This window comes from Tianweitania sp. (genome assembly GCF_032053605.1).
Taxonomy (GTDB): domain Bacteria; phylum Pseudomonadota; class Alphaproteobacteria; order Rhizobiales; family Rhizobiaceae; genus Tianweitania.
Genome location: NZ_DAMBUH010000007.1, coordinates 16,944 through 40,746 on the forward strand (window position 1 = coordinate 16,944; position 23,803 = coordinate 40,746).

The 23,803-nt window shown below is 59.9% G+C and carries 21 protein-coding genes; 11 read left to right on the plus strand and 10 right to left on the minus strand.

Going from position 1 to position 23,803, the window contains the following annotated elements:
- Positions 1-67: 67 nt before the first annotated feature.
- The 11 genes from RTX98_RS03280 to ehuA all read left to right on the plus strand — a co-directional run bounded on the left by RTX98_RS03280 (position 68) and on the right by ehuA (position 12,073).
- A complete protein-coding gene (locus RTX98_RS03280; RefSeq protein WP_312794548.1) occupies positions 68-1,546 on the plus strand; it encodes an NAD-dependent succinate-semialdehyde dehydrogenase in 1,479 nt (492 codons plus the stop codon).
- 14 nt (positions 1,547-1,560) lie between these two features.
- The gene (locus tag RTX98_RS03285; RefSeq protein ID WP_312794550.1) at positions 1,561-2,964 is read left to right on the plus strand and encodes an aspartate aminotransferase family protein; all 1,404 of its coding nucleotides are present in this window, start codon (positions 1,561-1,563) and stop codon (positions 2,962-2,964) included.
- A 241-nt stretch (positions 2,965-3,205) separates the two neighbouring features.
- The gene (locus RTX98_RS03290) at positions 3,206-4,654 is read left to right on the plus strand and encodes a PLP-dependent aminotransferase family protein (protein WP_416223057.1); all 1,449 of its coding nucleotides are present in this window, start codon (positions 3,206-3,208) and stop codon (positions 4,652-4,654) included.
- Between the two features lie 64 nt (positions 4,655-4,718).
- Positions 4,719-5,738, plus strand: coding sequence for a hydroxyectoine utilization dehydratase EutB (eutB, locus tag RTX98_RS03295; RefSeq protein ID WP_312794552.1), 1,020 nt, complete (start codon positions 4,719-4,721; stop codon positions 5,736-5,738).
- Positions 5,735-6,748 carry an ectoine utilization protein EutC gene (gene eutC / locus RTX98_RS03300; RefSeq protein WP_312794554.1) on the plus strand — a complete coding sequence of 338 codons (1,014 nt, stop codon included), beginning with the start codon at positions 5,735-5,737 and terminating at the stop codon, positions 6,746-6,748. Before eutB ends, eutC begins: the two co-directional genes overlap by 4 nt.
- Complete coding sequence (gene doeA, locus RTX98_RS03305) at positions 6,745-7,923, plus strand: ectoine hydrolase DoeA (RefSeq protein WP_312794556.1); 1,179 nt, start codon at positions 6,745-6,747, stop codon at positions 7,921-7,923. The genes eutC and doeA overlap by 4 nt, the downstream gene beginning before the upstream one ends.
- A 3-nt stretch (positions 7,924-7,926) precedes the next feature.
- Positions 7,927-8,940 carry a N(2)-acetyl-L-2,4-diaminobutanoate deacetylase DoeB gene (gene doeB / locus RTX98_RS03310; protein WP_312794558.1) on the plus strand — a complete coding sequence of 338 codons (1,014 nt, stop codon included), beginning with the start codon at positions 7,927-7,929 and terminating at the stop codon, positions 8,938-8,940.
- 69 nt (positions 8,941-9,009) lie between these two features.
- A complete protein-coding gene (gene ehuB, locus RTX98_RS03315) occupies positions 9,010-9,861 on the plus strand; it encodes an ectoine/hydroxyectoine ABC transporter substrate-binding protein EhuB (protein ID WP_312794560.1) in 852 nt (283 codons plus the stop codon).
- Between the two features lie 64 nt (positions 9,862-9,925).
- Positions 9,926-10,591 carry an ectoine/hydroxyectoine ABC transporter permease subunit EhuC gene (gene ehuC, locus RTX98_RS03320; RefSeq protein WP_312794562.1) on the plus strand — a complete coding sequence of 222 codons (666 nt, stop codon included), beginning with the start codon at positions 9,926-9,928 and terminating at the stop codon, positions 10,589-10,591.
- A gap of 13 nt (positions 10,592-10,604) precedes the next feature.
- Positions 10,605-11,297: an ectoine/hydroxyectoine ABC transporter permease subunit EhuD gene (ehuD, locus tag RTX98_RS03325; protein ID WP_312794563.1), complete on the plus strand. Its 693-nt coding sequence runs from the start codon at positions 10,605-10,607 to the stop codon at positions 11,295-11,297.
- Positions 11,294-12,073, plus strand: a complete 780-nt coding sequence (gene ehuA / locus RTX98_RS03330; protein ID WP_312794565.1) for an ectoine/hydroxyectoine ABC transporter ATP-binding protein EhuA — start codon at positions 11,294-11,296, stop codon at positions 12,071-12,073. Before ehuD ends, ehuA begins: the two co-directional genes overlap by 4 nt.
- A gap of 40 nt (positions 12,074-12,113) precedes the next feature.
- Here the strand turns inward: ehuA and RTX98_RS03335 are convergent, their stop codons facing one another.
- The 10 genes from RTX98_RS03335 to RTX98_RS03380 form a co-directional block, all read right to left on the minus strand.
- Positions 12,114-12,716 (minus strand): histidine phosphatase family protein, encoded by a 603-nt coding sequence (locus RTX98_RS03335; RefSeq protein ID WP_312794567.1) that lies wholly within the window; start codon positions 12,714-12,716, stop codon positions 12,114-12,116.
- Positions 12,713-13,747 carry an ABC transporter ATP-binding protein gene (locus tag RTX98_RS03340; RefSeq protein WP_312794569.1) on the minus strand — a complete coding sequence of 345 codons (1,035 nt, stop codon included), beginning with the start codon at positions 13,745-13,747 and terminating at the stop codon, positions 12,713-12,715. Before RTX98_RS03340 ends, RTX98_RS03335 begins: the two co-directional genes overlap by 4 nt.
- 8 nt (positions 13,748-13,755) lie before the next feature.
- Positions 13,756-15,501 (minus strand): iron ABC transporter permease, encoded by a 1,746-nt coding sequence (locus tag RTX98_RS03345; protein WP_312794571.1) that lies wholly within the window; start codon positions 15,499-15,501, stop codon positions 13,756-13,758.
- 51 nt (positions 15,502-15,552) lie between these two features.
- Positions 15,553-16,674 (minus strand): ABC transporter substrate-binding protein, encoded by a 1,122-nt coding sequence (locus RTX98_RS03350; protein WP_416223058.1) that lies wholly within the window; start codon positions 16,672-16,674, stop codon positions 15,553-15,555.
- Between the two features lie 133 nt (positions 16,675-16,807).
- Complete coding sequence (locus RTX98_RS03355) at positions 16,808-17,644, minus strand: MurR/RpiR family transcriptional regulator (protein WP_312794575.1); 837 nt, start codon at positions 17,642-17,644, stop codon at positions 16,808-16,810.
- A gap of 524 nt (positions 17,645-18,168) precedes the next feature.
- Positions 18,169-18,645 carry a hypothetical protein gene (locus RTX98_RS03360; RefSeq protein ID WP_312794577.1) on the minus strand — a complete coding sequence of 159 codons (477 nt, stop codon included), beginning with the start codon at positions 18,643-18,645 and terminating at the stop codon, positions 18,169-18,171.
- Positions 18,646-18,748: 103 nt separating this feature from the next.
- Entirely contained in the window at positions 18,749-19,135 is a 387-nt protein-coding gene (locus tag RTX98_RS03365) for a nuclear transport factor 2 family protein (protein WP_312794579.1), read from the minus strand.
- Between the two features lie 278 nt (positions 19,136-19,413).
- Positions 19,414-21,891 carry an ATP-binding protein gene (locus tag RTX98_RS03370; RefSeq protein WP_312794580.1) on the minus strand — a complete coding sequence of 826 codons (2,478 nt, stop codon included), beginning with the start codon at positions 21,889-21,891 and terminating at the stop codon, positions 19,414-19,416.
- 216 nt (positions 21,892-22,107) lie between these two features.
- Entirely contained in the window at positions 22,108-23,097 is a 990-nt protein-coding gene (locus tag RTX98_RS03375; protein WP_312794581.1) for a 3'-5' exonuclease, read from the minus strand.
- Positions 23,094-23,666 carry a recombinase family protein gene (locus RTX98_RS03380; protein ID WP_312794582.1) on the minus strand — a complete coding sequence of 191 codons (573 nt, stop codon included), beginning with the start codon at positions 23,664-23,666 and terminating at the stop codon, positions 23,094-23,096. Before RTX98_RS03380 ends, RTX98_RS03375 begins: the two co-directional genes overlap by 4 nt.
- Positions 23,667-23,803: the final 137 nt, after the last annotated feature.

The window sequence follows — 23,803 nt, forward strand, 5'->3', positions numbered from 1 at the left end:
CTAAGCTGACGCAGCCTTTCAATGATTGCCGTCCGCTACGCTCATGTAAACCCATGGAGCTCCTTCAATGCACGGCATTGCTGTCCAATCCTTCCGAAATCTTGCACGCCCGGATTTGCTCGAGCACCGCGCCTTTCTGGACGGAGCATGGGTGGCGCGCGAAAAGACCTTGGCGGTGATCGATCCTGCGAACGGCGAACATCTTTCGGACGTGGCAGCCTGCACGCTGGAGGATGCCGATGCAGCCGTTGAGGCTGCGCAAGATGCCTTCATGGAATGGCGCGACCGGCTTCCCGCTGAACGCGGCCTGATCCTGCGTGGATGGGCAAACCTGATGCGTCAGCATGCGCAGGACCTGGCCGTCATCATGACCGCCGAGCAAGGCAAGCCTCTGTCGGAAGCGCTTGGCGAAATTACCTATGCCGCGAACTTCCTGGATTGGTTCGCGGCCGAAGGCGAGCGCGCTTACGGCGAAACCATCCCTAGCCACCTGCCCGGCAGCCGTCTGTCGGTCCAAATGCAGCCGCTCGGGGTCGCTGTGGCGATAACACCTTGGAATTTTCCAACCGCGATGATCACCCGCAAGGCGGGCGCGGCATTGGCTGCCGGCTGCACCATGATCGTCAAACCGGCGCCTGAAACACCACTGTCTGCGCTCGCTTTGGCCAAGCTTGCGCAAGAAGCAGGTATGCCGACCGGTGTCTTCCAGGTCGTGACCGGCGAGGCAGCGCCGCTGGCAAAGCGTCTGCTGGAGCATACGCAAGTGCGCGCCTTTTCCTTTACAGGCTCAACGGAAGTCGGGCGTATTCTACTCACGCAGTCTGCTGCAACGATCAAGAAAGCGTCGCTTGAGCTTGGCGGCCATGCACCCTTCATCGTCTTTAAGGATTCCGAGATCGCGACGGCCGTTAAAGGTTGCATCGGCGCGAAATTCGCCACATCCGGTCAGGATTGCCTCGCGGCCAACCGCATCTATGTGCAGCGCAACATCTATGACGGCTTCGTCGACGCCTTCGCGACAGCCACCAGGCAGTTGCGAGTCGGCCACGGGTTAGAACCGGGCGTCGACATCGGCCCGATGACACGCCCAGCAGTGGCGGAAAAGTGCCGGCAGCAGATTGCGCAGGCGCTAGCCGCGGGCGCGCGCCTCGTTTGCGGCGGTCAGGACAGCCCGATTGGCGGCAACTTTGTTCCCCCCACCGTTCTGGCTGATGTGACGGAAGACATGCTGATTGCGCGTGAAGAGACCTTCGGTCCGGTTGCCGCAATTCTTCCCTTCGATGACGAAAGCGAAGTCATTGCTCGCGCCAATGCCACCGAAATGGGCCTCGCAGCCTATGTCTATACCAACGATCTCAGCCGCGCGATGCGCCTGTCCAACCGGCTCGAATACGGCATGGTTGCCGTTAACACACCCAAATTCACCGGCGCGCCGATCCCGTTCGGCGGGTGGAAACAATCCGGCCTCGGCCGCGAGGGATCGCGTCACGGTCTCTCCGAGTACCTCGAAGCGAAATACATCTGCTTCGGCAATCTTGCTGCCTGAAAGGAGCTTGGCTCATGACCATCAATCTCACCCGGATCGCAGAGATGGACCGCAACTCGGTCCTGCATCCGTTTACACAGCTCAAGGATTTCGCGTCCGGCAAGATGGGCGATCCCACCATTGTCGAAACGGCCAAGGGCATCCGCATCCAGGACGCGCATGGCAAAGAGCTGATCGACGGTTTCGCCGGTCTTTATTGCGTCAATGTCGGCTATGGCCGCACCGAAGTCGCCGAAGCGATCGCCAAGCAAGCCTATCGCCTCGCCTATTACCACTCCTACGCCGCCCACACGACGGATGAGCTTGCCATTCTTTCCGACCGCCTTGTGAAGATGGCGCCTGGCAAGATGAGCAAGGTCTTCTATGGCATGTCCGGTTCGGACGCCAACGAGACCCAGGCCAAGCTCGTCTGGTACTACAGCAACCTTCGCGGCAAGCCGAACAAGAAGAAGATCATCTCGCGCGAACGCGGCTATCACGGCTGCAGCGTCGTTTCCGGTTCCATGACCGGCATGAGCTTCTATCATGACCACATGGACCTGCCGCGCGCAGGCATCCTGCACACTGGCGCACCGCATCATTATTGGGGCGCGGAAGCCGGCGAGACCGAGGTGGAATTCTCCAAGCGCCGCGCGAGCGAACTCGAAGCGCTGATCCTGCGCGAAGACCCCGATACGATCGGCGCCTTTATCGCCGAGCCCGTGCTTGGAACCGGTGGCATCACCCCGCCGCCTGAGAACTATTGGGAAGAGATCCAGGCCGTTCTGAAGAAGTACGATATTCTACTGATTGCCGATGAGGTCATCACCGGCTTCGGACGGACCGGTTCAATGTTTGGATCACAGCATTACGGCATTGAGCCAGACCTCATCACGGTGGCAAAGGGTTTAACCTCCGCCTACTTCCCGCTATCGGGCGCCATTGTCGGCGAGAAGGTGTTCAAGGTCATGGAAGACGGTGCCGACCGCGTCGGATCCTTCTCGCACGGTTATACCTATTCCGGCCATCCAATTGGTGCGGCTGCCGCCAACGCTGTCCTCGACATTGTCGAGAAGGAAAACCTGCCGGGCAATGCTCGCGTAGTGGGCGGCTATTTCCAGGAGCAGCTTCGAGCCAAATTCGCACAGCTCCCGATCATCGGTGAGGTGCGCGGAGTTGGCCTGATGGGTGCCATCGAGTTCGTGGCGGATCGCGAGAAGAAGACGCGCTTTGAGCCGGGGCTGACGGTTGGAGCCCGAGTGTCGAAAGCCGCGCGCAATCGTGGCCTCATCGCGCGCGCCATGCCGCATGGGGACATCCTCGGCTTTGCGCCACCGCTCGTGACGACCAAGGCCGAGATCGACGAAATCGTCTCCATCGCGGAAAGCGCCGTGCGATCGGTCATGGATGAACTGGTCCAGGAAGGTCAGAAAGTCTGATCCCTCGAAGTCTGGGCGGATCTGGTTAGTCTGCCCAGCACGACGGCGAAAATGCGGGTTCAAGGACCCGAAATCTCGGAAAAAAAGCGGGTCGAGATACCGGCTGAAATGCCGGATCTGGGCCGCCGAATCGGTGTTTTCCGGAAGCAAATTCCGGTTTTTCCCACCCAATTGACGCTTCAAACTGGCGTTTGAGCGTGCATAATGTCATGAAATCGTCTGTGAGAAGCGAGACAATTTCATGAGTCAGTCCGCCAACCGATCGGGCGCCAAGCCGGCCCCGCCCATCAAGGCGGAGAGGTGGCAACCCGCTTTCGTCAAGCAGAAGGGCGGGACGAAGCATGCGGCCTTGACCGAACTGATCATGGCGGACATCGACTCCGGTGTGCTCAAGCCGATGGACCGCATGCCGACGCATCGCGATCTTGCCCGCGCGCTTGGCCTTTCCGTGCAGACGGTGAGCCTGGCCTATAAGGAAGCCGAGCGGCTCGGCTATCTAAGTGGCGAGATCGGGCGCGGCACGTTCGTCAAGGCGCGGGTGACGGACCGCGCCGGGCGCATGATGCTCGATCACAGCCCCAACGAAGTGCTCGATCTTTCCATTATCCGCGCTGCCTATCTCGACGCGCATGAAAACGCTTCGCGCGAGATCTTCCGCGAATTGGCCGAAGGCGATGTCGCGGCATTTATGCGCCCCTGTCGCCCCATCGCCGGTCTCATGCGCCACCGCGAAACCGCGCAGGCGTGGCTGCATCCGCTTGGGCTGACTGCCGGTCCCGAGCGTATTCTCGTCACCAATGGAGCCGCGCACGGTATCTTTCTGGCCCTTAGTTGTGTCGTCCGCTCCGGCGATATCGTGCTCTGCGAAAACCTCACCGATCACGGCATCATCGGTCTGTCCAACGTTCTCGGCTTCAGTTTGAAGGGCCTTCCAACCGATGCGGAAGGCGTGTTGCCGGATGCTCTGGAAGCCGCCTGTGCCGCTGGCGGTGTGCGCGCGCTTGTACTCATCCCCACCCTCAACAATCCGACCGGCCACGTTGCGGGCGTGGCGCGGCGGCAGGCCATCGCCGCGATTGCGGAGCGCCATGGCGTCTTTGTTATCGAGGACGAAGTTTACCGCGCACTGATCGAAGACGCCCTACCCTCGATAACGGAAATGCTGCCGGACCTCGGCTTCTTTATCACCAGTTTCACGAAAACGGTGTTGACCGGTTTGCGTGTTGGCTATCTCGTCGTGCCGCCGGCCTATTCCATACGAGCGGCTTCCATCCTGCGCGTTTCCAGCTGGAGCGGAACCTATTTGGCGGGCGAGATCGCAAGCCGCTGGGTAGAAAACGGAACAGCGCGTCAGCTGCTTGAAATCCAGCGCGAGGAAGCCTCCGCACGCCAGGCAATCGCCACCAAAATTCTCAGCGACCACATTGCGTCGACCCATCCGCTCGCACTCTGTGCCTGGCTCAAGGTACCGCCACGCTGGACAGAAGACGGATTGGTCCGCTCGCTCGCCAATCAAAACATCGCCGTGACACCATCCGAGCCCTTCATTGCAGGGCCAAGCCACGGCAGCGGCATTCGCATCTGCCTTGGCGGCCGGCTTAGCCGGGACAGTCTAAAGAAAGCCCTCCTGACTGTGCGACAGGCCTTCGAGCAACTGCCGCCCATCTATGACATAGGCGCTATTGGATAGTCGAAGATCCTTATATTGGATCATTACAATATAAGAATTGACATGTTTTCTCTTCGCTCTCAACATGACAATCATGAGGCGAGAAAATCTTTCCCGCATTGCTGGAAACACGCACCTGCCTGTCGCTCTGACAGACATTCAACGCGCCGCTGCCTGGATCGAAGGCCGTGTGGTCCGCACTCCGCTAGTGCAATCGCCTTCCCTTTCGCAGCAGAGCGGTCAGCCTGTTTACCTGAAACTCGAAACTTGCCAGCCGATAGGTGCCTTCAAGCTCCGGGGCGCGATGAATGCGATTTTGGCGGTTGAGCCAGCGTTGCGCCAACGCGGGCTTGTGACGGCCTCCACGGGCAATCACGGGCGGGCTGTCGCTTATGCAGCAAAAGAGCTTGGCGTGCCTGCCACCATCTGCATGTCGGCACTTGTTCCAGCAAACAAAGTCGATGCCATCAAGGCCCTCGGTGCTGAAGTCTGTATCACGGGTACGTCTCAGGACGATGCGCAAGAGGAAGTTGACCGTCTGGTTGAAACGCGTGGTTTTGTGTCGATCCCGCCATTTGACGCGATAGATGTCGTCGCCGGACAAGGCACGATCGGCCTCGAACTTGTCGAGGATCTGCCTGATCTCGACGCCGTGCTCGTTCCACTGTCCGGCGGTGGTCTCGCTGGCGGCATCGCAGTTGCGGTGAAGGCGCTTCGACCACAGGCCCGCATCATCGGCATTTCCATGGAGCGAGGCGCGGCGATGCAGGCGTCAATCGCGGCCGGGCGACCGGTTTTCGTTCGCGAGGAAGAAACGCTCGCAGACTCGCTCGGCGGCGGGATCGGTCTTGCCAACAGCGTTACGTTCGCGCTTTGCCGCGACCTTCTCGACGAAAACGTTCTTTTGACCGAAGACGAAATCGCGGCCGGCATCCGACATGCGTTTCTGACGAAAGGCGAAGTTGTCGAGGGAGCGGGCGCTGTCGGCATTGCCGCGATCCTTGCCGGCAAGGTTAGCCTTCACGGCCCAACCGCCATCATCGTGTCCGGCGGCAACATCGACCCTGCCCGCCATACGGCGATCATGGAAGGTGCCAGCGCATGAGCCGTGTCCGCATCCTCCTGGAAAAAGACCTGCGAGCCGTCGTCAAGCTCGATCTCTCGGCCGTCGACTGCGTGGAACAGGCGTTTGCAGCTCTTGCAACGAAACCCGTCGCGATGCCGCCGGTTTTGCGTCTCGACATACCGGAATTTCGCGGCGAAGTGGATGTAAAGACCGCTTATGTGCCCGGCTTTGACGGTTTTGCCATCAAAGTCAGCCCCGGTTTCTTCGACAATCCCAAACTCGGCCTTCCAAGCTTGAACGGATTGATGATCCTGTTCAGTTCCCGAACCGGCCTGGTGGAAGCCTTGCTTCTGGACAACGGCTATCTCACGGATGTGCGTACGGCTGCGGCTGGTGGGGTCGCAGCCAGACATCTTGCACGCGAGAATGCCCGCAGTGCAGCAATTCTGGGCGCAGGCATGCAGGCACGATTGCAGCTTGAGGCCCTCACGCTCGTGCGGCCGATCCGGGAAGCGCGTATCTGGGCGCGCGATCTGGAAAAGGCACAAAGGCTTGCCGGCGCGTTTTCGCGGGAACACGGGATCGAAGTCACTGCCGTGGCCGACGCGCAGGACGCGATCGCCGGCGCCGATATCATCGTCACCACGACACCGGCCGAGAAACCGATCCTGTTGGCCCGCTGGCTGGAGAGCGGCCAGCATCTCACCACGATGGGGTCGGACGCCGAGCACAAGAACGAGATCGACCCGGACGTCTTCGAACGCGCGATCTATATTGCCGATCGCCTGGCGCAAACGCGCAGCCTGGGCGAACTGCATCACGCGATCGAAGCCGGCATCGTCAAGCCCGACCAGAGCTTTGATGAACTCGGTGCCGTGATTGCCGGGACGGCGAAAGGCCGTCTTCGCGAAGACGATATCACCATTGCCGACCTGACGGGAACCGGCGTTCAGGACACCGCCATCGCCAATCTCGCCCTGACCCGCGCAAAGAATGCAGGCAGCGGACAGACGATCGAAAATAACACGACAATGGGAGATGCAGCGTGAGTGTAACGCTGAACTTTACGCGCGAGGAATATGCGACGCGCCTCGCCAAGACGCGCGCTGCGATGGAACGGGCGGGGATCGAGGTGCTGATCGTCACCGATCCCTCGAACATGCACTGGCTGACCGGCTATGACGGCTGGTCCTTCTACGTGCACCAATGCGTTCTGGTGCCGCCGAGCGGGGAGCCGGTCTGGTTTGGCCGCAAGCAGGATGCCAACGGCGCTAAGCGGACCGCCTATCTCGCGCAAGAGAACATCGTCGGCTATGCCGACCATTACGTCCAGTCCACCGAGCGGCACCCGATGGACTACCTCTCGCAGATCATCGGCGACCGGGGCTGGGACAAGCTCGTCATCGGCGTCGAGATGGACAATTACTACTTCTCGGCAGCCGCTTACGCTTCACTGCAGACCCATCTGCCCAATGCGCGTTTCAAGGACGCGGCAGGCCTGGTAAACTGGCAGCGCGCCGTGAAAAGCGCGATCGAGCTCGACTATATGCGCAAGGCCGGACGCATCGTCGAGCTGATGCACAAGCGGATCGTCGACGTGATTGAGCCCGGCATGCGCAAATGCGATCTCGTGGCCGAAATCTACGATGCGGGCATTCGCGGCACGTCTGAGTTCGGAGGTGATTATCCGGCCATAGTGCCGCTGCTTCCCTCGGGCGCCGATGCGTCCGCCCCGCATCTCACCTGGGACGACAAGCCGATGCGGACCGGTGAAGGCACCTTCTTCGAGATTGCCGGCGCCTATAAGCGCTATCACTGCCCGCTGTCGCGCACCGTCTTTTTGGGCAAGCCGACACCGGCTTTTCTCGAAGCGGAGAAGGCGACGCTTGAAGGCATGGAGGCCGGGCTCGCAGCCGCCAGACCCGGCAATACCTGCGAGGATATCGCAAACGCCTTCTTCGCCGTGCTGAAGACCTATGGGATCATCAAGGACAACCGCACCGGCTATCCGATCGGCCTGTCCTATCCGCCGGACTGGGGCGAGCGCACTATGAGCCTGCGGCCGGGTGATCGCACCGAACTGAAGCCGGGCATGACCTTCCATTTCATGACGGGGCTATGGCTGGACGACATGGGGCTGGAGATCACCGAAAGCATCGCGATCACCGAAACGGGGGTGGAGTGCCTGTCCAACGTGCCGCGTCAGCTCTTCGTCAAGGGATAGGTCATGCTGACCAGCGCCCCTCGCCCCTCCCCTGTGACCGCTACCCTAGACCTCGATGCACAGGGCGTGCAGCACGGACATCTGCGCCTGCCTTATAGTCGCGACGACAGCGCTTGGGGCTCGATCATGATCCCGATTTGCGTCGTCGCCAACGGCAGTGGACCGACCGCCCTTTTGACCGGCGGCAATCATGGCGACGAGTATGAGGGACCGGCTGCCCTGTTCGAGTTGGCCCAGACGCTTGATCCCAGCCAGGTCGACGGCCGGATCATCATCGTTCCCGCGCTCAACTATCCGGCGTTCCGCGCCGGCACGCGCACCTCGCCGATCGATCGCGGGAATCTCAATCGCAGCTTTCCGGGCAGACCCGACGGCACGGTGACCGAGAAAATCGCGGACTATATCACCCGCCATCTGATCCCGCTGGCCGATATCGTTCTCGACTTCCATTCCGGCGGCAGGACTCTCGATTTCTTGCCCTATGCCGCAGCCCACGCCTTGCCGGATAAGGATCAGGAAACCCGCTGCTTTGCAGCGGTTGAAGCCTTCGCCGCGCCCTATTCCATGAAGATGCTGGAAATCGATGCCGTCGGCATGCTCGACACGACAGTCGAGGAGATGGGCAAGGTCTTCGTCACGACGGAACTTGGCGGCGCGGGAACGGCAACAGCCAACTCCATCGACATTGCCCGGCGGGGAACACTGAACGTCCTGCGCCATGCCGGCATCCTTGCCGGCACCCCGGACCATCAAGACACGCGCTGGCTGGATATGCCTTCCAGCGATTGCTTCACCTTTGCGGAAGATGACGGACTGATCGCCTTCGCCCTTGATCTCGGGCAGCCGGTGAAAACCGGCGAGATCATCGCGCGGGTCTATCCCATCGGTAGAACGGGCCTGGTGCCAACCGAATACCGGGCCGCCATAGACGGGGTTCTCGCAGCCCGCCACGTACCGGGCCTCATTAAGGCCGGCGACTGCCTTTCCGTTATCGCCACGATCACGGAGCATCCCTGACAACCCAGATGCCTGACCTTGCGAGATCCGAAAACGGACCGCGACAACAATCAACCAGAGGAGAATGACATGCAAATCTCGAAGATCACCGGACTGTCCGCCCTGGCACTGGCCATCGGCCTTACCTCCGCCAGCGCCCTGACCCTCGATGAGGTAAAGGAACAAGGCTATATTCGCGCCGCGACCGCCAACGAAGTCCCTTATTCCTTTATGCAGCCCGACGGCACTTCGGCCGGCATCGGTCCTGACGTCGCGACCGCTGTCTTCAAGTCGATCGGCGTTGAAGAGATCAACTGGACGGTCACCCCGTTCGGTACGCTCATTCCTGGTCTCAAGGCCAAGCGCTTCGACTTCGCTGCCGCCGAGCAGAACATCTCGGCCGAACGTTGCAAGCAGGTCGCCTTTTCCGAGCCGAATTCGTCTTATGGCGAAGGGCTGCTCGTAAAGAAGGGCAACCCGAAGAAGCTGACGACATATGCTGATATCGCCAAAGACCCGTCTCTGAAGGTCGCAGTTGTTTCGGGCGCAAACAATGTCGATTTCCTGCGTGCCGTCGGCGTTAAGGACGATCAGATCGTCTTCATTCCCGCCAATGCCGATGCGATCCCGACCGTTCAAAGTCGCGTCGATGCCTATGCCGCCACCGAGTTGACGGTTTCCGAGCTCGCCAAGGACCAGACGAATGTCGAGCAGGTTGCGCCTTTCACCGATCCGATCGTGAAGGATACGCCGGTGCGCAACTATGGCGGCTTTGCCTTCCGCCCCGAGGACAAGGAGTTGCGTGACGCCTTCAACGCGGCATTGGTCGAGTTCCGCAAGACGGACGAATACAAGACCATCCTGGGCAAATACGGCCTGTCGGAGCAGAGCATTGCCGCTGCGGCCGAGAAGACCGTCGCCGACCTCTGCGCAGGCAAGTAAGCACGGTTGAGCGCCCGGTTTCTGGCCGGGCGTTCCTGCGACCTCATGAACGGGAGCGCTCCAGATGACCTGGACTGCCTACCTGCCGATGCTTTGGCAAGGCGCGGTCGTGACGATGACGATCACGCTGGCTGCCATTATCCTGGGCGTCATCCTCGCCTTCGTATTCGGCATTCTGCGCGTCGAAGGCGGGCCAATTCTGTCGAAAATCGCCCTTTGCTATACCGAAGTGTTCCGGGGCACTTCGCTTCTTGTGCAGCTGTTCTGGTTCTATTATGCGCTGCCGCTGGTCGGCCTGAGCTTTGATCCGATAACGACCGGCATCCTCGTGCTGGCAGCCCATGCCGGCGGTTACGGTTCCGAAATCGTACGCGGTGCGCTGTCTTCGGTTTCGGTGCAACAACTGGAAGCGGCACGCGCGCTCAACTTCAACCGCTTACAGACCCTGTTCCGTATCTCGCTGCCGCAGGCTGTGGTGGAGATGATGCCGGCCTTCGGCAATCTGACGATCGAGACACTGAAACTGTCGTCGCTCGTGTCGCTGATCTCGATCGCCGACCTCACCTTCTCGGCCCAATCGATCCGCAACATCACGCTCGATAGCACAAGCATCTATTCGGTGACGCTGCTTTGCTATTTCGCGATGTCGCTGATGCTGATGGTCGTGGTGCGCGTGATCGAGCACATGGTCAGGCGCGGCAACGCCTTTCCGCGCGCGGCACATTCGTGAAGGGGCTCCTACCATGATGTACGGCTATGAATGGGACACGACGACGTGGCTGACCTACGCCACTTCCATCCTGCCCATCATCCTGATCGGCCTGACTGTGACCCTGAAGGCAGCGGCGGCCGGCTTCGCCATCGCACTCGTTCTCGGCCTTGTCTTCGCGCTGCTGCGCCGCAGCCGGATCAAGGCCATATCCTGGACAACCGCCGTAGTCGTCGAGTTCCTGCGCGACACGCCGCTCCTCGTTCAACTGTTCTTCCTTTACTACGTGCTGCCGGATTTCGGGATCGTCCTTCCCGCATTTCTGACCGGCGCGTTGGCGCTGGGCCTGCAATATGCGGCCTATACATCCGAAGTCTATCGCGGCGGCATCGAGGCCGTGCCGCGCGGGCAATGGGAAGCCGCGACGGCCCTCAACATGACGCGAATGCAGACCTACAGCGATATCGTCGTGCCGCAGGCCGTGCCGCGCATCCTGCCCGCCATGGGCAACTACCTCGTCGCCATGATCAAGGAAACGCCGGTGCTGTCGGTGGTGACCGTGCTCGAGATGATGGGCTTGGCCAACATGATCAGCGAGCGCACCTTCGAATATCTGGTTCCGCTCACCATGGTCGGCCTTATCTTTCTTCTTCTCACGCTCGTTTGCTCGGCTGCCCTCCACCGCCTGCAACTCGCACTTCCCAAGGCAGGGATACCCCTCAAATGACCGATAAACCCTCCCAGCCGATCATCGAATTTTCAAACGTCACTAAGCGCTTCGGGACGCTGACCGTTCTCGACGACTTCAACTTCAAGGTCGCAAAGGGCGAAAAGGTCACGTTGATCGGCCCGTCCGGCTCGGGCAAGTCGACCGTGTTGCGCATCCTGATGACGCTCGAGCCGTTCCAGGAGGGCAGGTTGGCACTTGCCGGCATGTCGTACCACGAACCGACCGGAAAAGGACCGTTCAAGGCGTCGGAGAAGCACCTACATCAAATCCGAAGCCATGTCGGAATGGTGTTCCAGAGCTTCAACCTGTTTCCGCATATGACGGCGCTGCGCAATGTGGTGGAAGCGCCCGTTCGCGTCCTCGGCCTGCCGCGTGGCGAAGCTGAGTGCCGCGCGGTCGATCTCCTGGCCATGGTCGGTTTGGCCGATAAGAAGGACCACTATCCCTCCCAACTTTCTGGTGGCCAGCAGCAACGCGTCGCTATCGCCCGCGCGCTCGCCATGCGGCCGCGCGTGCTCTTGTTCGACGAACCAACTTCAGCGCTCGATCCTCAACTCGTCGGCGAGGTGCTTTCTGTTATCCGCGGCCTCGCCCACGAACACGACCTCACCATGCTGCTCGTCACGCATGAGATGCGGTTTGCCCGCGAAGTGTCCGACCGTGTCTGCTTCTTCGATAAAGGCCGCATCTGCGAGGAAGGTGAGCCAAATGCGATCTTCGGAGCGCCGCAAGAGGAGCGAACGCGCGAGTTCCTGCAGTCAGTCCTGAGCTAGATGGTTGTGACAGCATAACCTTTAATCTGTCACCAAACAGCTAGTCCGGTGCGTTCACGACGGGGCCGCCGGGTGCGAAGTTGAACACTTCCAGCCGCATATCCTGTTCGTTCGGCTTCCTCGCCAGGAGCGTGAGGCTCGCCGGTCCGACCGGTATGATCCGGTGAGGTTCGAGTTGCAGCAGCGTTTGCAAAAGCGCTCGAATGACGCCGCCGTGGCATACCACGAGAAGCCGATCCGCGGTCTTCATTGAGGATCGCACAGCCAAGGCGGTACGGGTGGCGAAGGTCTGCCAGACCTCCCCGCCCGGCGGCGCGAAGGTGCCGGCGCGCCATCCACGGTAACCGTCGGGATCGGCCGCGATGATGTCGGCGATAGACTTACCGGTCCAGTCACCCACGTCGATCTCACGCAACCGCGCGTCGCAAACGGCGTTTGGGAAACCCAGCAGTTCGGCGGTTCTCTTTGCTCGGCAGAGGTCCGACGTAATTACCTGATCCGGCGCAAGCTGAGCAATGGTTGAAGCCAGGCCAGCAGCTTGCGCCTCGCCTTTAGATGAAAGGCGAATATCCGCCTGCCCCTGTAAGCGGCGCACGGCGTTCCACTCGGACTCACCATGGCGGACGAGGAGAAGGCGTTTCATGAAAGCCGCTCCCCGCTTTGTGCAAAGAGCGCGGCAGGCATGTTGGGCAACCGAAAATGCACCTTGTCTCCCACCTGCAGGCGCGGCGCGCCGTCAACGACTGCGGTCATGCGCAGCGTGCCTCGCGTTCCCGTCAGCATGGTGCGGCCAGCAACCGGGCTGGCTTCTGCAAAGTCGAAAGCGAGACTGTCGTCCGACCCCTCTCCAGCGGTGAGTAGATCCTCGGGTCGGTACATTGCTAAGGCTTCCTTCGGCAGTCCGTCCATGCGCGTCGAGGGCAAGGTGTTGACGGGCACAAGATTGGCGGGCGGCGTTCCAACAAAGGTCGCAACGAAGGCCGTGGATGGGTTGGCCACCAGTTCCTCTGGTGATCCGAACTGCTCGACCTTGCCATTGTTCAAGACAGCGACATGAGTTGCCATGGTCATCGCCTCGACCTGATCATGGGTCACGTAGACCGACGTCGCTCTGGTCGCGCGATGGACGCGCAGGAGTTCCGTCCGCATCTCGACCCGCAGCTTGGCATCGAGGTTGGAGAGCGGCTCATCGAACAGGAGAATAGCCGGACGCGGCGCGATCATACGCGCGATGGCGACGCGCTGTTGCTGCCCGCCGGAAATCTCATTGGGATACCGTGCTGAAAGAGCCTCGATACCAAGCATGCGCAGCACTTCGGCCACACGAGACTGCCGCTCGGCCTTGCCCATCTTGGCGACCTTGAGAGGCCAATCGACATTGCCCGCTACCGTCATATGCGGCCACAACGCATAAGACTGAAACACGAGCCCCGTATCGCGCCTGGATGGGTCGATGACCCAGCCGCGGTCGCCATCCGACACGATGTTGGAGCCGAACTGCACTGTGCCGCTGGTCGGACGCTCGAGGCCCGCAAGCATGCGCAGCATGGTCGATTTCCCGCAGCCTGAAGGCCCGACAAGAACGAGGAACGAGCCTTGCGGAACCTCAAGGGAAATGTGGTCCACGGCCTTGAACACGCCGAAGGATTTGGTGAGATTGTGTATCCGGATCATGACAGGACCTATGATTTCAGCCAGGGCTGCGACTTGGCCTGGAGCTGATTGGCCATCAATGTCGCGGCGATCGAGATCACCAGGATCACCACGGTGATGGCATTCGCAAATTGGGTGAAGCCTTCGGACGCGTAGCGATAGGCAAGCACCGAAAGCAGCGGTGTGGTTGGCGTGAAGAGAAGAACCACCAAAGACAGGTCGCGCATGATCTTGACGAAGACGATCAACCCACCCGCAGCCAGACCGCGACTGGCCAGTGGGACAGTGATCGCCACCAGCCGCCGCATCATTCCCGCCCCGGTCATCCGTGCGCTTTCATCAAGATCGCCGGACACCTGGCTGATCACGGCACGTCCCGTTTGCACCGAAAACGGCAGCAGATAAGCTGTACCGGCAATGAGAAGCAGCGGGAACGTGCCGTAAAGCGCCGGCAACGGTCCGATCGGGGCGCCGAAAAGAGCGATATAGGCGGCGCCAAATGCAATGCCTGGCACCAGAAGCGGCAGGAAGCTTATCTGGTTGATCAATCCTGCAAGTGGCCCTTTTCCATCTCGGGCCAGCACATAGGCAACGATAAGACCGATGATGCTGCTGGTGATCGCGACGGCAATGCCCAAGTCGACAGTCAGGCTCGTGGCCGACATGATGAACGGGTTTTCCCAGATACCCGGCTGACCTTGCGCGATCGACGGGTTCGACAGTCCGGTCCAGTAATGCACCGTCCAGTTGGAAAACAGCGCGGAGGACGATGGCGCCAGCGACGATGCGATCAGGATGATCACTGGAACAACCGTGGTGACCAGGCAAATGAACAAGGCGACCATGAACAATGGTAGCCGTGCCGTACCGAGATCGAACCGCTTGGCGCGACCGCCCTTGCCGGTGATGGTTGCATAAGAGCGGCGGCCGGAAATGACTTTGTTGCCGAGCCACAGAAACAGTGCTGAGACGGCGATGAGAAGGATCGCCACGACATAGCCTCGCGATGTCTGTCCAACTTCGATCAGCCCGTAAAGGCGGGTCGCCATGGTCTGCATGCGAACCGGCAGACCAAGCAAAGCCGGTGCGGCAAAGTTCGAAACGGCGCCGGCGAACGTCAGTGAGGCACCGGCCACGACTGCTGGCATCGCGACCGGCAGCACGATGCCCAGCAGGATGCGGCGACTCTTGGCGCCGGCGATCTGCGCGGCTTCAACCAGATCAGAGTTCACCGTCGCAAGGGCTGCCGCGATAACGGTGAAAGCCAGCGAGTAGTAGTGCGCGATCAGCACGATCAGCGTGGGTATCATACCCCAAGCGAGCCAGTCCGGAATGGTAAGACCCAGGCCTTCGAGGAACCCGCTCTGTCCACCGACGCGCGAATTGCGAAACAGCGATCCCCAGGCGAGCGAGGTTGCAAAACTCGGGATCATGAAGGGCATGGTCGCCATGAGGCCGATGGTGCGCCGGAACGGAACGTCGGTCATGACCACGAGCCAAGCCAGGAAGCCGCCAATCAAGACGCAGCCACAGGCAACTCCGACGCCAAGGATGAGCGTGTTCGTTAGCGGGACCCATAGAAGGTTTCGGGACAGCCTACCGGTGGTCACGTCACTCCAGGCAGAGATCGCATCGAGGCTAAGAGTTTCAAGAAGAATGCGCACAAGCGGACCGGCGACCAGCAGGCCGAGAACCGCTAGAACCAGGAGCTTGAGCGCAAAATGCCCGTTGAGTGGGAAAGACCGCGCGGGAAGGTGGCTGGCTGACAGCGACATGAATAGTCCTATGAGCTCCCAGCCTTCTCGCCGTGAGCTGGATAAGAAAGATTATTGCAGGGAAAGGACGAGGTCGCTGACGTCCTGACGGATCTTCGCCGTTGCCGACGGGTCGATCGACCAAGCCTTCAAGTCAGCCAGGGGCACTGCGTCTGGATGGCTGACGATATCGCTGCGAGTCGCATAGTCGCCTGCCACATAGAACGGCTTGAAGCCCGCCCCGCCTGTTGAACTGTCATCGCCCATCAAGAAATCGATCGCGAGACGCGCCGCAGCCGGGTTCTTGGCAGTGGAAGAGATTGCCAGCACCGCTGGAAAAATGATGCCATTTGCCGGGACAACCGTGTTGACCACCTGCAAGGCCCAACCCTCATCTTCATTGTCGCGACGATCGGAATAGGAGGTAAAGCCGACCGGCGGGTTCTTCTGACCGCGCGCGCCGACCGCAGCATTCACGTCGTCCGTGGAAGACACCAGGATCAGATCATTCTTGAACAAATCGACGATGAACTGCTCGCCCGCCGTTTCGATCTCATCGTCAAGCGTGATCGCCTTGCCGAATTGCGCTTGGTAGGCCTGCGCCATCTCATCGGAGCGGACTACAAGTTCCGTCATCAGATCCAGGTAGTCTCCGCGTTGAAGCGGATCGACCATGATCACCCGCCCCTTCCAGGTCTCGGTGGTCAGTTCCCAGAGGTTCTTGACCGGCGCGCCGCTGGGGTTGGCCTCTTCATTATACATCAGCACCTTTGTCGACAGGCGCTGCGCCAGAAGCGGGCTTTTCTCGTTCTCGTCCAGCAGCGACGCGACGCGAGGAGGGACATATCGCGTAATCAGGCCCGGCTCGAGCAGGTCCTTAAAGACGACCGGCGCGTCCGAGATGTAAACCACGTCGGCACTCGCGATCCCGGCACTGGCCTCGGCTTTCAGGCGTGTGATCTGCTCGGTTGAGGACATGTCGTGGCTGACCATGTCTATGCCCGGATACGCGGCCTCGAACGCTTTTTCCACGGCTGCGATCCGGCTGGTGAAAGCATAAACGGTCACCGTGCCTTCGGCCTTGGCCAACGGCAAAAGCTCCTCGGCACTCATGGCGTCGAGTTCCGGCGCATTTTGTGCAAGCGCCGGCAGCGTTAGGGCCACCAAAGCCGTGGAAAGCAACAAAGGCTTCATGTTCATTGAATTTCCCTCCTCAGAAATGTCGCCCAATGCGACTTCCGCGATGCAACCTCCTTTGCAGCGCGGATATGACATGCATATTAACTTGCAGATTTTGTGCGCATGAAATTAGCCTTGCAGTCTCCTCCTACTCGAACGCGTCGATCAACTGACCCAAGGTTTCGAGGTAGAGCAACGATGCCTGCGGTTCTTCCTTGGCCATTGCAAGCACCAGCGCATTGCTGATCGCCATCGGCACAGTCAGGGTTTGAAAGGCGTCCTGCGATCCCGCTCGTGGCGCAAAGAGAAGGTGATCCGCCGCTGGAACCAGCGATGGGCCGACGCTTCCCGAAATGACGACAGATGTAGCGCCCACATCGCGCGCTCGGTTGAGCAAGGCTGCGTAATGGGTAGGCTGGCGACGGAACGCAAAGGCGACAATTGCATCCTTTTCATCCATTGCGAGCACCTGCTCCGCCAGATCTCGGCCCTCGCCTTCCAGCACGACCGTATCGCAACCCATGCGGCGCAAGCGACGTTCGATTAGAACAGCAAGGGCTTCCGCATTACCGCGCGCAAACACATAGATGCGTCCTGCGTTCAACAAAGCCCTGGCCGCGGCCTTTAGCGTCGCATCATCCATGTATCGCTGTAGGCCGGCGAGCGCTTCGATCTCACGGGTAACCAAATCGGTGATCAGCCCAGCTTCGCTTGTTTTCTCAAGGGTGTTGCGGACCCGCATCGCCGGATCGGTACGAACAAGAAATTCTTCTTGGATCGCTGCTCTGAACTTGGCATAGCTCGTATAGCCAAGCTTTCTTGCAAGCCGCGACGCCGTCGCTTCGTGCACACCGATTTGTTGCGCCAATGCGCTAGCGGTGCCCAATGCCACGTCACGTGGGCTTGAGATGATCTGCTTGACGAGCAACTGCTCTGCGCGGGTCAGCGCCTCAGCAACCTTCTTAACCCGCTCCAAAACTGACACTGCCTCTCCCATGCTCTCAGTCTAAGCTAATGCAAATCTCATTGCAACATGATAAATCCTGCAAGTTATCTTGCGAAAAGTTCTTGCGATGTCTGTTGCCATGCCACAGGCCGTCTTCAGCTATCCGACGGTTGCCTACGATCGCAGCTCGGCATGGTGGCAGGCACTACAAATAACCTGGCAGCCCGCGTCAGTTCATCCCCTTTCCGCTTCATCCGTGACGCCGCCTTTGTCGTTGATAGCCTCACCTCATGCCATTAGAAGTATTTTGCGCCATCACTCGCTAGATATTGCTTGCAACAACTGCCCGATAAGCTCTGCTTTCGCCGAGGCAAGCCAAGAGCAACAGCGTGCAGTCACTACGTTCCGCCATCGGCAATCCAGGTGGCGGACACTTTGAGCCACATGTTTGGAACAGCGCCCGCGCCGTTGTCCGGCGCGCTGTTCGCAAGCCTGAACGTGATGCCTTTGCTTCCATCATCGCTCAGGACAGGCAGGCAAGCCTACTAAACCTATAACCATTCTCAGTTACGATGATATTCCCGGCTTCTGATCAGAAAGTATGGTCTGCTAGATTTGTGGCGCCCATTGGCATTTGTCCTAAAGGCACGTAGGTACAGTCCTTCGTCGCCTACATCTGCCGCAGTGATCGTCAACTCATGGCCATCACGTAGATATTGGTAGGTAGCTCCATAATCGAAACTGATTTCCCAGCTGACATTGGCAGCTGAAGGCATTTCCGGCCTAAGTACGACGTTGCCGTCGTCCGGAATCTCTTTGACGAAAGGATCGTCGAGGTAGACGCCAAGATTGCCAGAACGGTCAGCAAGAGGCGGGGCAGTCTCGGGGCCAACCAACGCAATCGTGAGCACCAGTACCAAAAGGCAGCCGCAGGCAAGCAGAACAATCCGGTTGAATTGCAGCGTGTCGAAACGGGTGCGGCTCGTCGTTGGCGTTCTGCGATGGACAGCCGTTGACGGCAAGGCTGGATCAACTGTCATCGATTTGGATCCTGCCGTTTACTCCGGCAACCGACGGCGATGCGAAGGAGACGATGAGGCATCCGCTTCGGAGTGTAGGGATGCGGCCAAGCGAGAGCTTTTCTCATGCAAGAGCCCGCTGCACCAAGACCGTATCGACATACTGGACGAACCTGACGATCTTTCCGTCGAGGATCGTCCAGGCATGCACAAACGGTGCACGGAAGCTCTTCATGGTTGTCTTGAACGTACCGCTGTAGTGCCCAAGCGCGATGACCTCGTCGCCTTCGCTCACATAGCGATCGGGTACAGCCCGATAGTCGTTCCACTCACTCGCCAGCTTGACGAACACGCCATCCACAATTGCTTGAGGCCCATGAAAGGTCCCTGCGTACGGATAGCCTTCCGCTTCTGTCCACTCGATTTCAGGTGACATGTCGGCAAGAACGACAGGCAGGTCCGCAGATGCAAAGCCTGCATAAAGACGTTTGACGATTTCAGTGTTGCTCACAGGGTCTCCCTCTGGTCAGCGTTGAAGCCTCTTTGCTTCGACAGACCTGAAGCTGTGGCGTTCGCTGAACCAGCAGGGGTGTTCGATGCGATCGAACACATTTCAGTTGCGGAAGAAACTCGCCCTTGGTCGGGCGTGTTCAAGTCGACGCTTAAACGCAGAGTGGTCGACCCGTCACAATCGAGCGGCGCGGTACGACAGCTGTTTCGCTTCTCTCGGTTCCCGACACAAAGAAAAACTGCTCGCAGCTTTACCCGCGATCGCATGAGGCCGGGGACTTAAAACTTCCAGTCCACTGAGACCGGAGGCTGATAACGGCAGAAGCTGCCCGTCTTGATGGAGAGCGCCAAATGCTGCCCGAGCGCTGGGCAGGCAGCTTCGACTTGGGCAACGGCGGCGCGCAGCGTGCGGGTCACATTCACCCGCATCCGTTCCTGGGGCGAACCGAGACGTCTGGCCCGCCCGCCCAGGCCAGAGCTCTTCGCCAGTTGCTGTGAGACAAGCTCATGCTCGCGAAGAACGCTTGCTCGCCGATCAACGTCCAACGCGTCCTCGTCCAAGGCCAGCGCCCGTTCAAGGAGCCGCAAGCGCTTGCGATAGCCAGCGACCGCCTCCGCATCCAGCACCGGATCACCACGGCCGATCTCACGAGGCTCGCCGTCGGCTGCTGCTGCGAGATCGCTGGCGAAGATCTCAATCCCTGGAGACTGGAGAAGATGCCGGATCTGCCGTAGTCCCTTGCTGTCAGGCAGTACGGCCTCATGTTCATCGAACTGGATGATCCAGACAGCATCGCGCTGCCGGAAAACACTGACATGCGACAAAGGCGTAGCCAGTCGCTGCAGAACGCACTCGGCGATCTCACGGGCCGCGCCATCTTGAAGGCGTACGGCCAGCGCTTCAGCCTTGATAGCAAGGGCTTTTGCCCGATCCGGGTCTTCCCTGGCGACAATCCTAACCCGCGCGCAATCGGCCAGCAGCCGCGCCTGCGAACCATGCACATCGCCAAGGCGCTCCAGACCGACGCGCTCGCACAATGCCAGTGCTTCGTCATAGAACGGCAGAGCCGCCCCTGACCTGCCATTGCGTTCCAGAACGCCCGCAAGGCTCTGATACCCGATCATCCGCACCACAAGGCTGCCCTCATGCTGAGAAGCAATGACCGACTCATAGCGGCTGGCAGCTTGTTCCCACTCTTCCAGACGTTCATGACCGAAGCCAACATTCCAAGCTGCGAAGCCTTGGCCCCATCGATCCTCCGGGTAGCGCGCGATCAGCTCCGCCCCTTCGATAGCACGCCGCAATCCGGCGTCTTTGCTGCCCGCCATAATGTCACATTCACCGCGAAGACAAAGGTGATAGCCACGCAAAAGATCGGCGTCAGGCTCGTCCAAGTCCTCCAGAAGCGCCAGTCCGCGATCCAGCTCTATCGCAGCATTCAGCCAGTCACCTGTGTCGTGCGCTTCAAGAAAGCCAAGGCTGAACTGAGTTGCTGCCCGCAGCATGACAGGCGCCTCGCCGGCCTGGTCGAGCGCAGCACGCAACCAGCTGATGCCCTCGCGATGCCGGCTGGCTGTCCACCAGAACATCGTGAGGGCAACCGCAGTTCCCAGAGCTTCGACGCCCCGCCCTTCGTACAGGAGGGTACGCAGCGCTTCATGCAGATTGTCCACGTCTCCCTGAAGCTCGGGAAGCCAGGTATCTTCAGGCACGAAGTTGACGGCTCGCGCCCGTTGCGCCAGCGCCGAGAAGTGCATCGCATGAGTGTGTCGTACGGTGTCCAGTTCGCCGGCTTCCTGCGCCAGTTTTGCCGCGAACAACCGCACCATATGAAGAAGCCGATAGCGTGCGGTGCTGAAATCGAACTGAACCAGCGAGTGTTCCACCAACTCGCGCAGCGCGGGCAGAACGTCCGCCTGGGTCAGCCCTTCCCCGGCGCACACAGGCGCCACGGCCTCCAGCGAGAAGCTTGACGGGAAAGCTGCAAGGCGGCGCAGCAGAAGGCGCGCGCTAGACGTCAGGAGCGCATGGCTCCACCGGATGGTGTCGTCGAGAGTATCATGCCGCGTCGGCCTCGAACCGCGCCGCTGCAGAAGGTCGGACCCTTGCGAGAGTTGTGAGGCGATTTCGTTTACTGGCACGATGTCGGTCCAGCCCGCAGCGAGCTCAATCGCCAGCGGGAGGCCGTCCACTGCCTGGCAGATTGCCTGTACCGCGCCCAGTGCCGCGCCTGCCAAGCGTAGGCTCGGTGCTCGATCGCTGGCCCTCTCGACGAACAGGTCGATCGCGGCTTGTTCGTCGAGCACCCTTAACCGCAGCTGCTTTTCGCCGACCAAGCTGAGTGGAACGCGGCTGGTGGTCAGGACGGAAACCTTTCGGGTATCCGTCACAAGTGCGTCTACCAAAGCGGTGACCTCGTCGATGACATGCTCGCAGTTGTCGAGCACCAGCAGCAGCTCGGTATCGCATAGCCATTGCACGATCGCCTCAGGATATGGCCGTCCGCCAGTCTGCGGCATTCCCACCGCAGCCGCCACGGCTCCGAGCACGGCGGAGGCATCTGACAGGCCATCGAGCCGCACAAACGCGGTGCGCTTGGCCTCGTTTCGTTCGTTTGCGGCAAGCCATTCCAAGACCAAACGGGTCTTGCCGACGCCGCCTGGGCCGATGACCGAGACGAAAGCCGAAGACTGCACCAGTGCACTGAGTTCCTGCAGTAACGCAGCACGCCCGATGAAAGGGTCACGTCTGGACATCGCCGTTCACCCGTTTCTCTAGGCCGCTTCGCATATGCCGTTCATGTTTCTTTTCGCATTTCAGCGCGGAGACAGCAGGGATGCAGCAGACTCGCTATTCACGTTACGGCTTCCCTCTCCGAATTGCAGACCTCCACTTGAAGAATTACTGCGCTGCATTTTCGATATAAACTAAAGTTCTGGCCCAAGAGGTTCACTCCAGTTCCCGATTAAAATTCATTGTCGAAACCGATCCTCGGCTGTCAATCGCATCGTTAGTGGCTCGGCCTCATCCCACCTGTAGATCTCCGTACGTAAGTAGCGAAGCTCATCATCGTGAAGATCCTCATCCACTTCAATCCACCATGCCTTGGGCCTGCCGTCGCTTCCCTCCGACCAACGGTATCCCCTCGCTTTTAGATGATCCTTCATATCGAACGGTGAGTTCTGGGCGAAGATGCGGATCCTGCAGCGTGTACTCGATCGCAGCAGCTCGGCGAAGGGCGGCTGCCCGCCCTCCTCTACCGCCCGTGCCAGCACCTCAAGCAGCGCATGACAATCGTCAGTGGCGCGATGCCCCTCATGAAAGAGGCCCGACTGGCCAACCAGATAGCCGAGCTTGTTGCCTTCGAAGCCGAGATCGGCCCACTTGATCTCCGACACAGAACAAGCCCAGGCTTTCGGCACGAACGATGGTGAGAGCTTCTCGCAGAAGGGTCTGTCGAACCCTGCATTGTGCGCGATGATCAAATCGGCTGGCTCGATCAAGGCATCTAGTGCAGTGATGTCGAGATCCTGCCCTGCGACCATATCGTCTGTGATGCCGGTGAGGCGGGTGATATCAGGCGGGATCGGCGAGGAAGGTTGGCGTAACCCGTTGTAGATACCGACGACGTCACCGACTGTACCTTCATCATTATAGGTGAAGGCTACGGCACCGATCTCGATCACTTCGTCCTTCGTGTGCTGCAGACCGGTTGTTTCCGTATCAACCAACACGGCCAGGTTCGGATATGCGCTTTGGAGGCGTGGAACTACCTGCCTGGGTACCAGCTTGCGCAGCACTCTGTAGTGGCCGCTTTGTTCTAGCCGTTGAGCTGCCACTTCCGCGTCCCAAGCCTCCGAAGTTGCTAAAGCCTCTTTCCGCTTCTTACGCAGCGGTCGCGGTGATTGCCGATAGCTCGGAGCTTCGTCGAAAAGGTCGAACTGAGATGCTGGCGTCTTCATGCCCCCGCCCTTACCTTCTTTGACGGTGTGCTTCTGCTAGCCGAAGGTCCTGACCATCCAACACGGGCGAGCGTGTCGATCAGCGTGGAACGCGCGACTGTGAAGGTACGGCATACAGCAGACTTGCTGGCGCCGGCTTCCAAGGCTGCGATGATCTGGTCGATCTTTTCCTGATCAAGCGCCTTGGGCCGCCCTGCCTGCTTGCCTCTGCGCTTTGCAGCCGCCAGCCCTGCAATGACACGCTCACGCGTGAGTGCCCGTTCGTACTGGGCTAGCGCGCCGAAGATCGAGAACAGCAACTCCCCGTGAGGCGTGGTTGTGTCCATCTGTTCGGTCAGGGAGCGGAAAGCTACGCCCCTCCCCTTCAGGTCATCAATGATGGACAGGAGGTGCGGCAGGGAACGGCCGAGACGATCCAGCTTCCAGACCACAAGGCAGTCTCCGCTGCGCAAGTCGTCGAGACACGCTCTCAGTCCGGGGCGATCGTCAAGAGCGCCTGAAGCTTTATCCTGGTGTAGATGACGCTCATCCACACCGGCAGTGATCAACGCGTCGCGCTGCAGATCCACGGACTGACGATCTTAAGCGGACGAAACACGCATGTAGCCAACGAGCATGTGCGAGAAACCTCGAATCGGATGTTTCCGCACATTACACGATTACGACAGGGGTTTTCGTACAAACTTGGACCACTAACAGGGTCGTT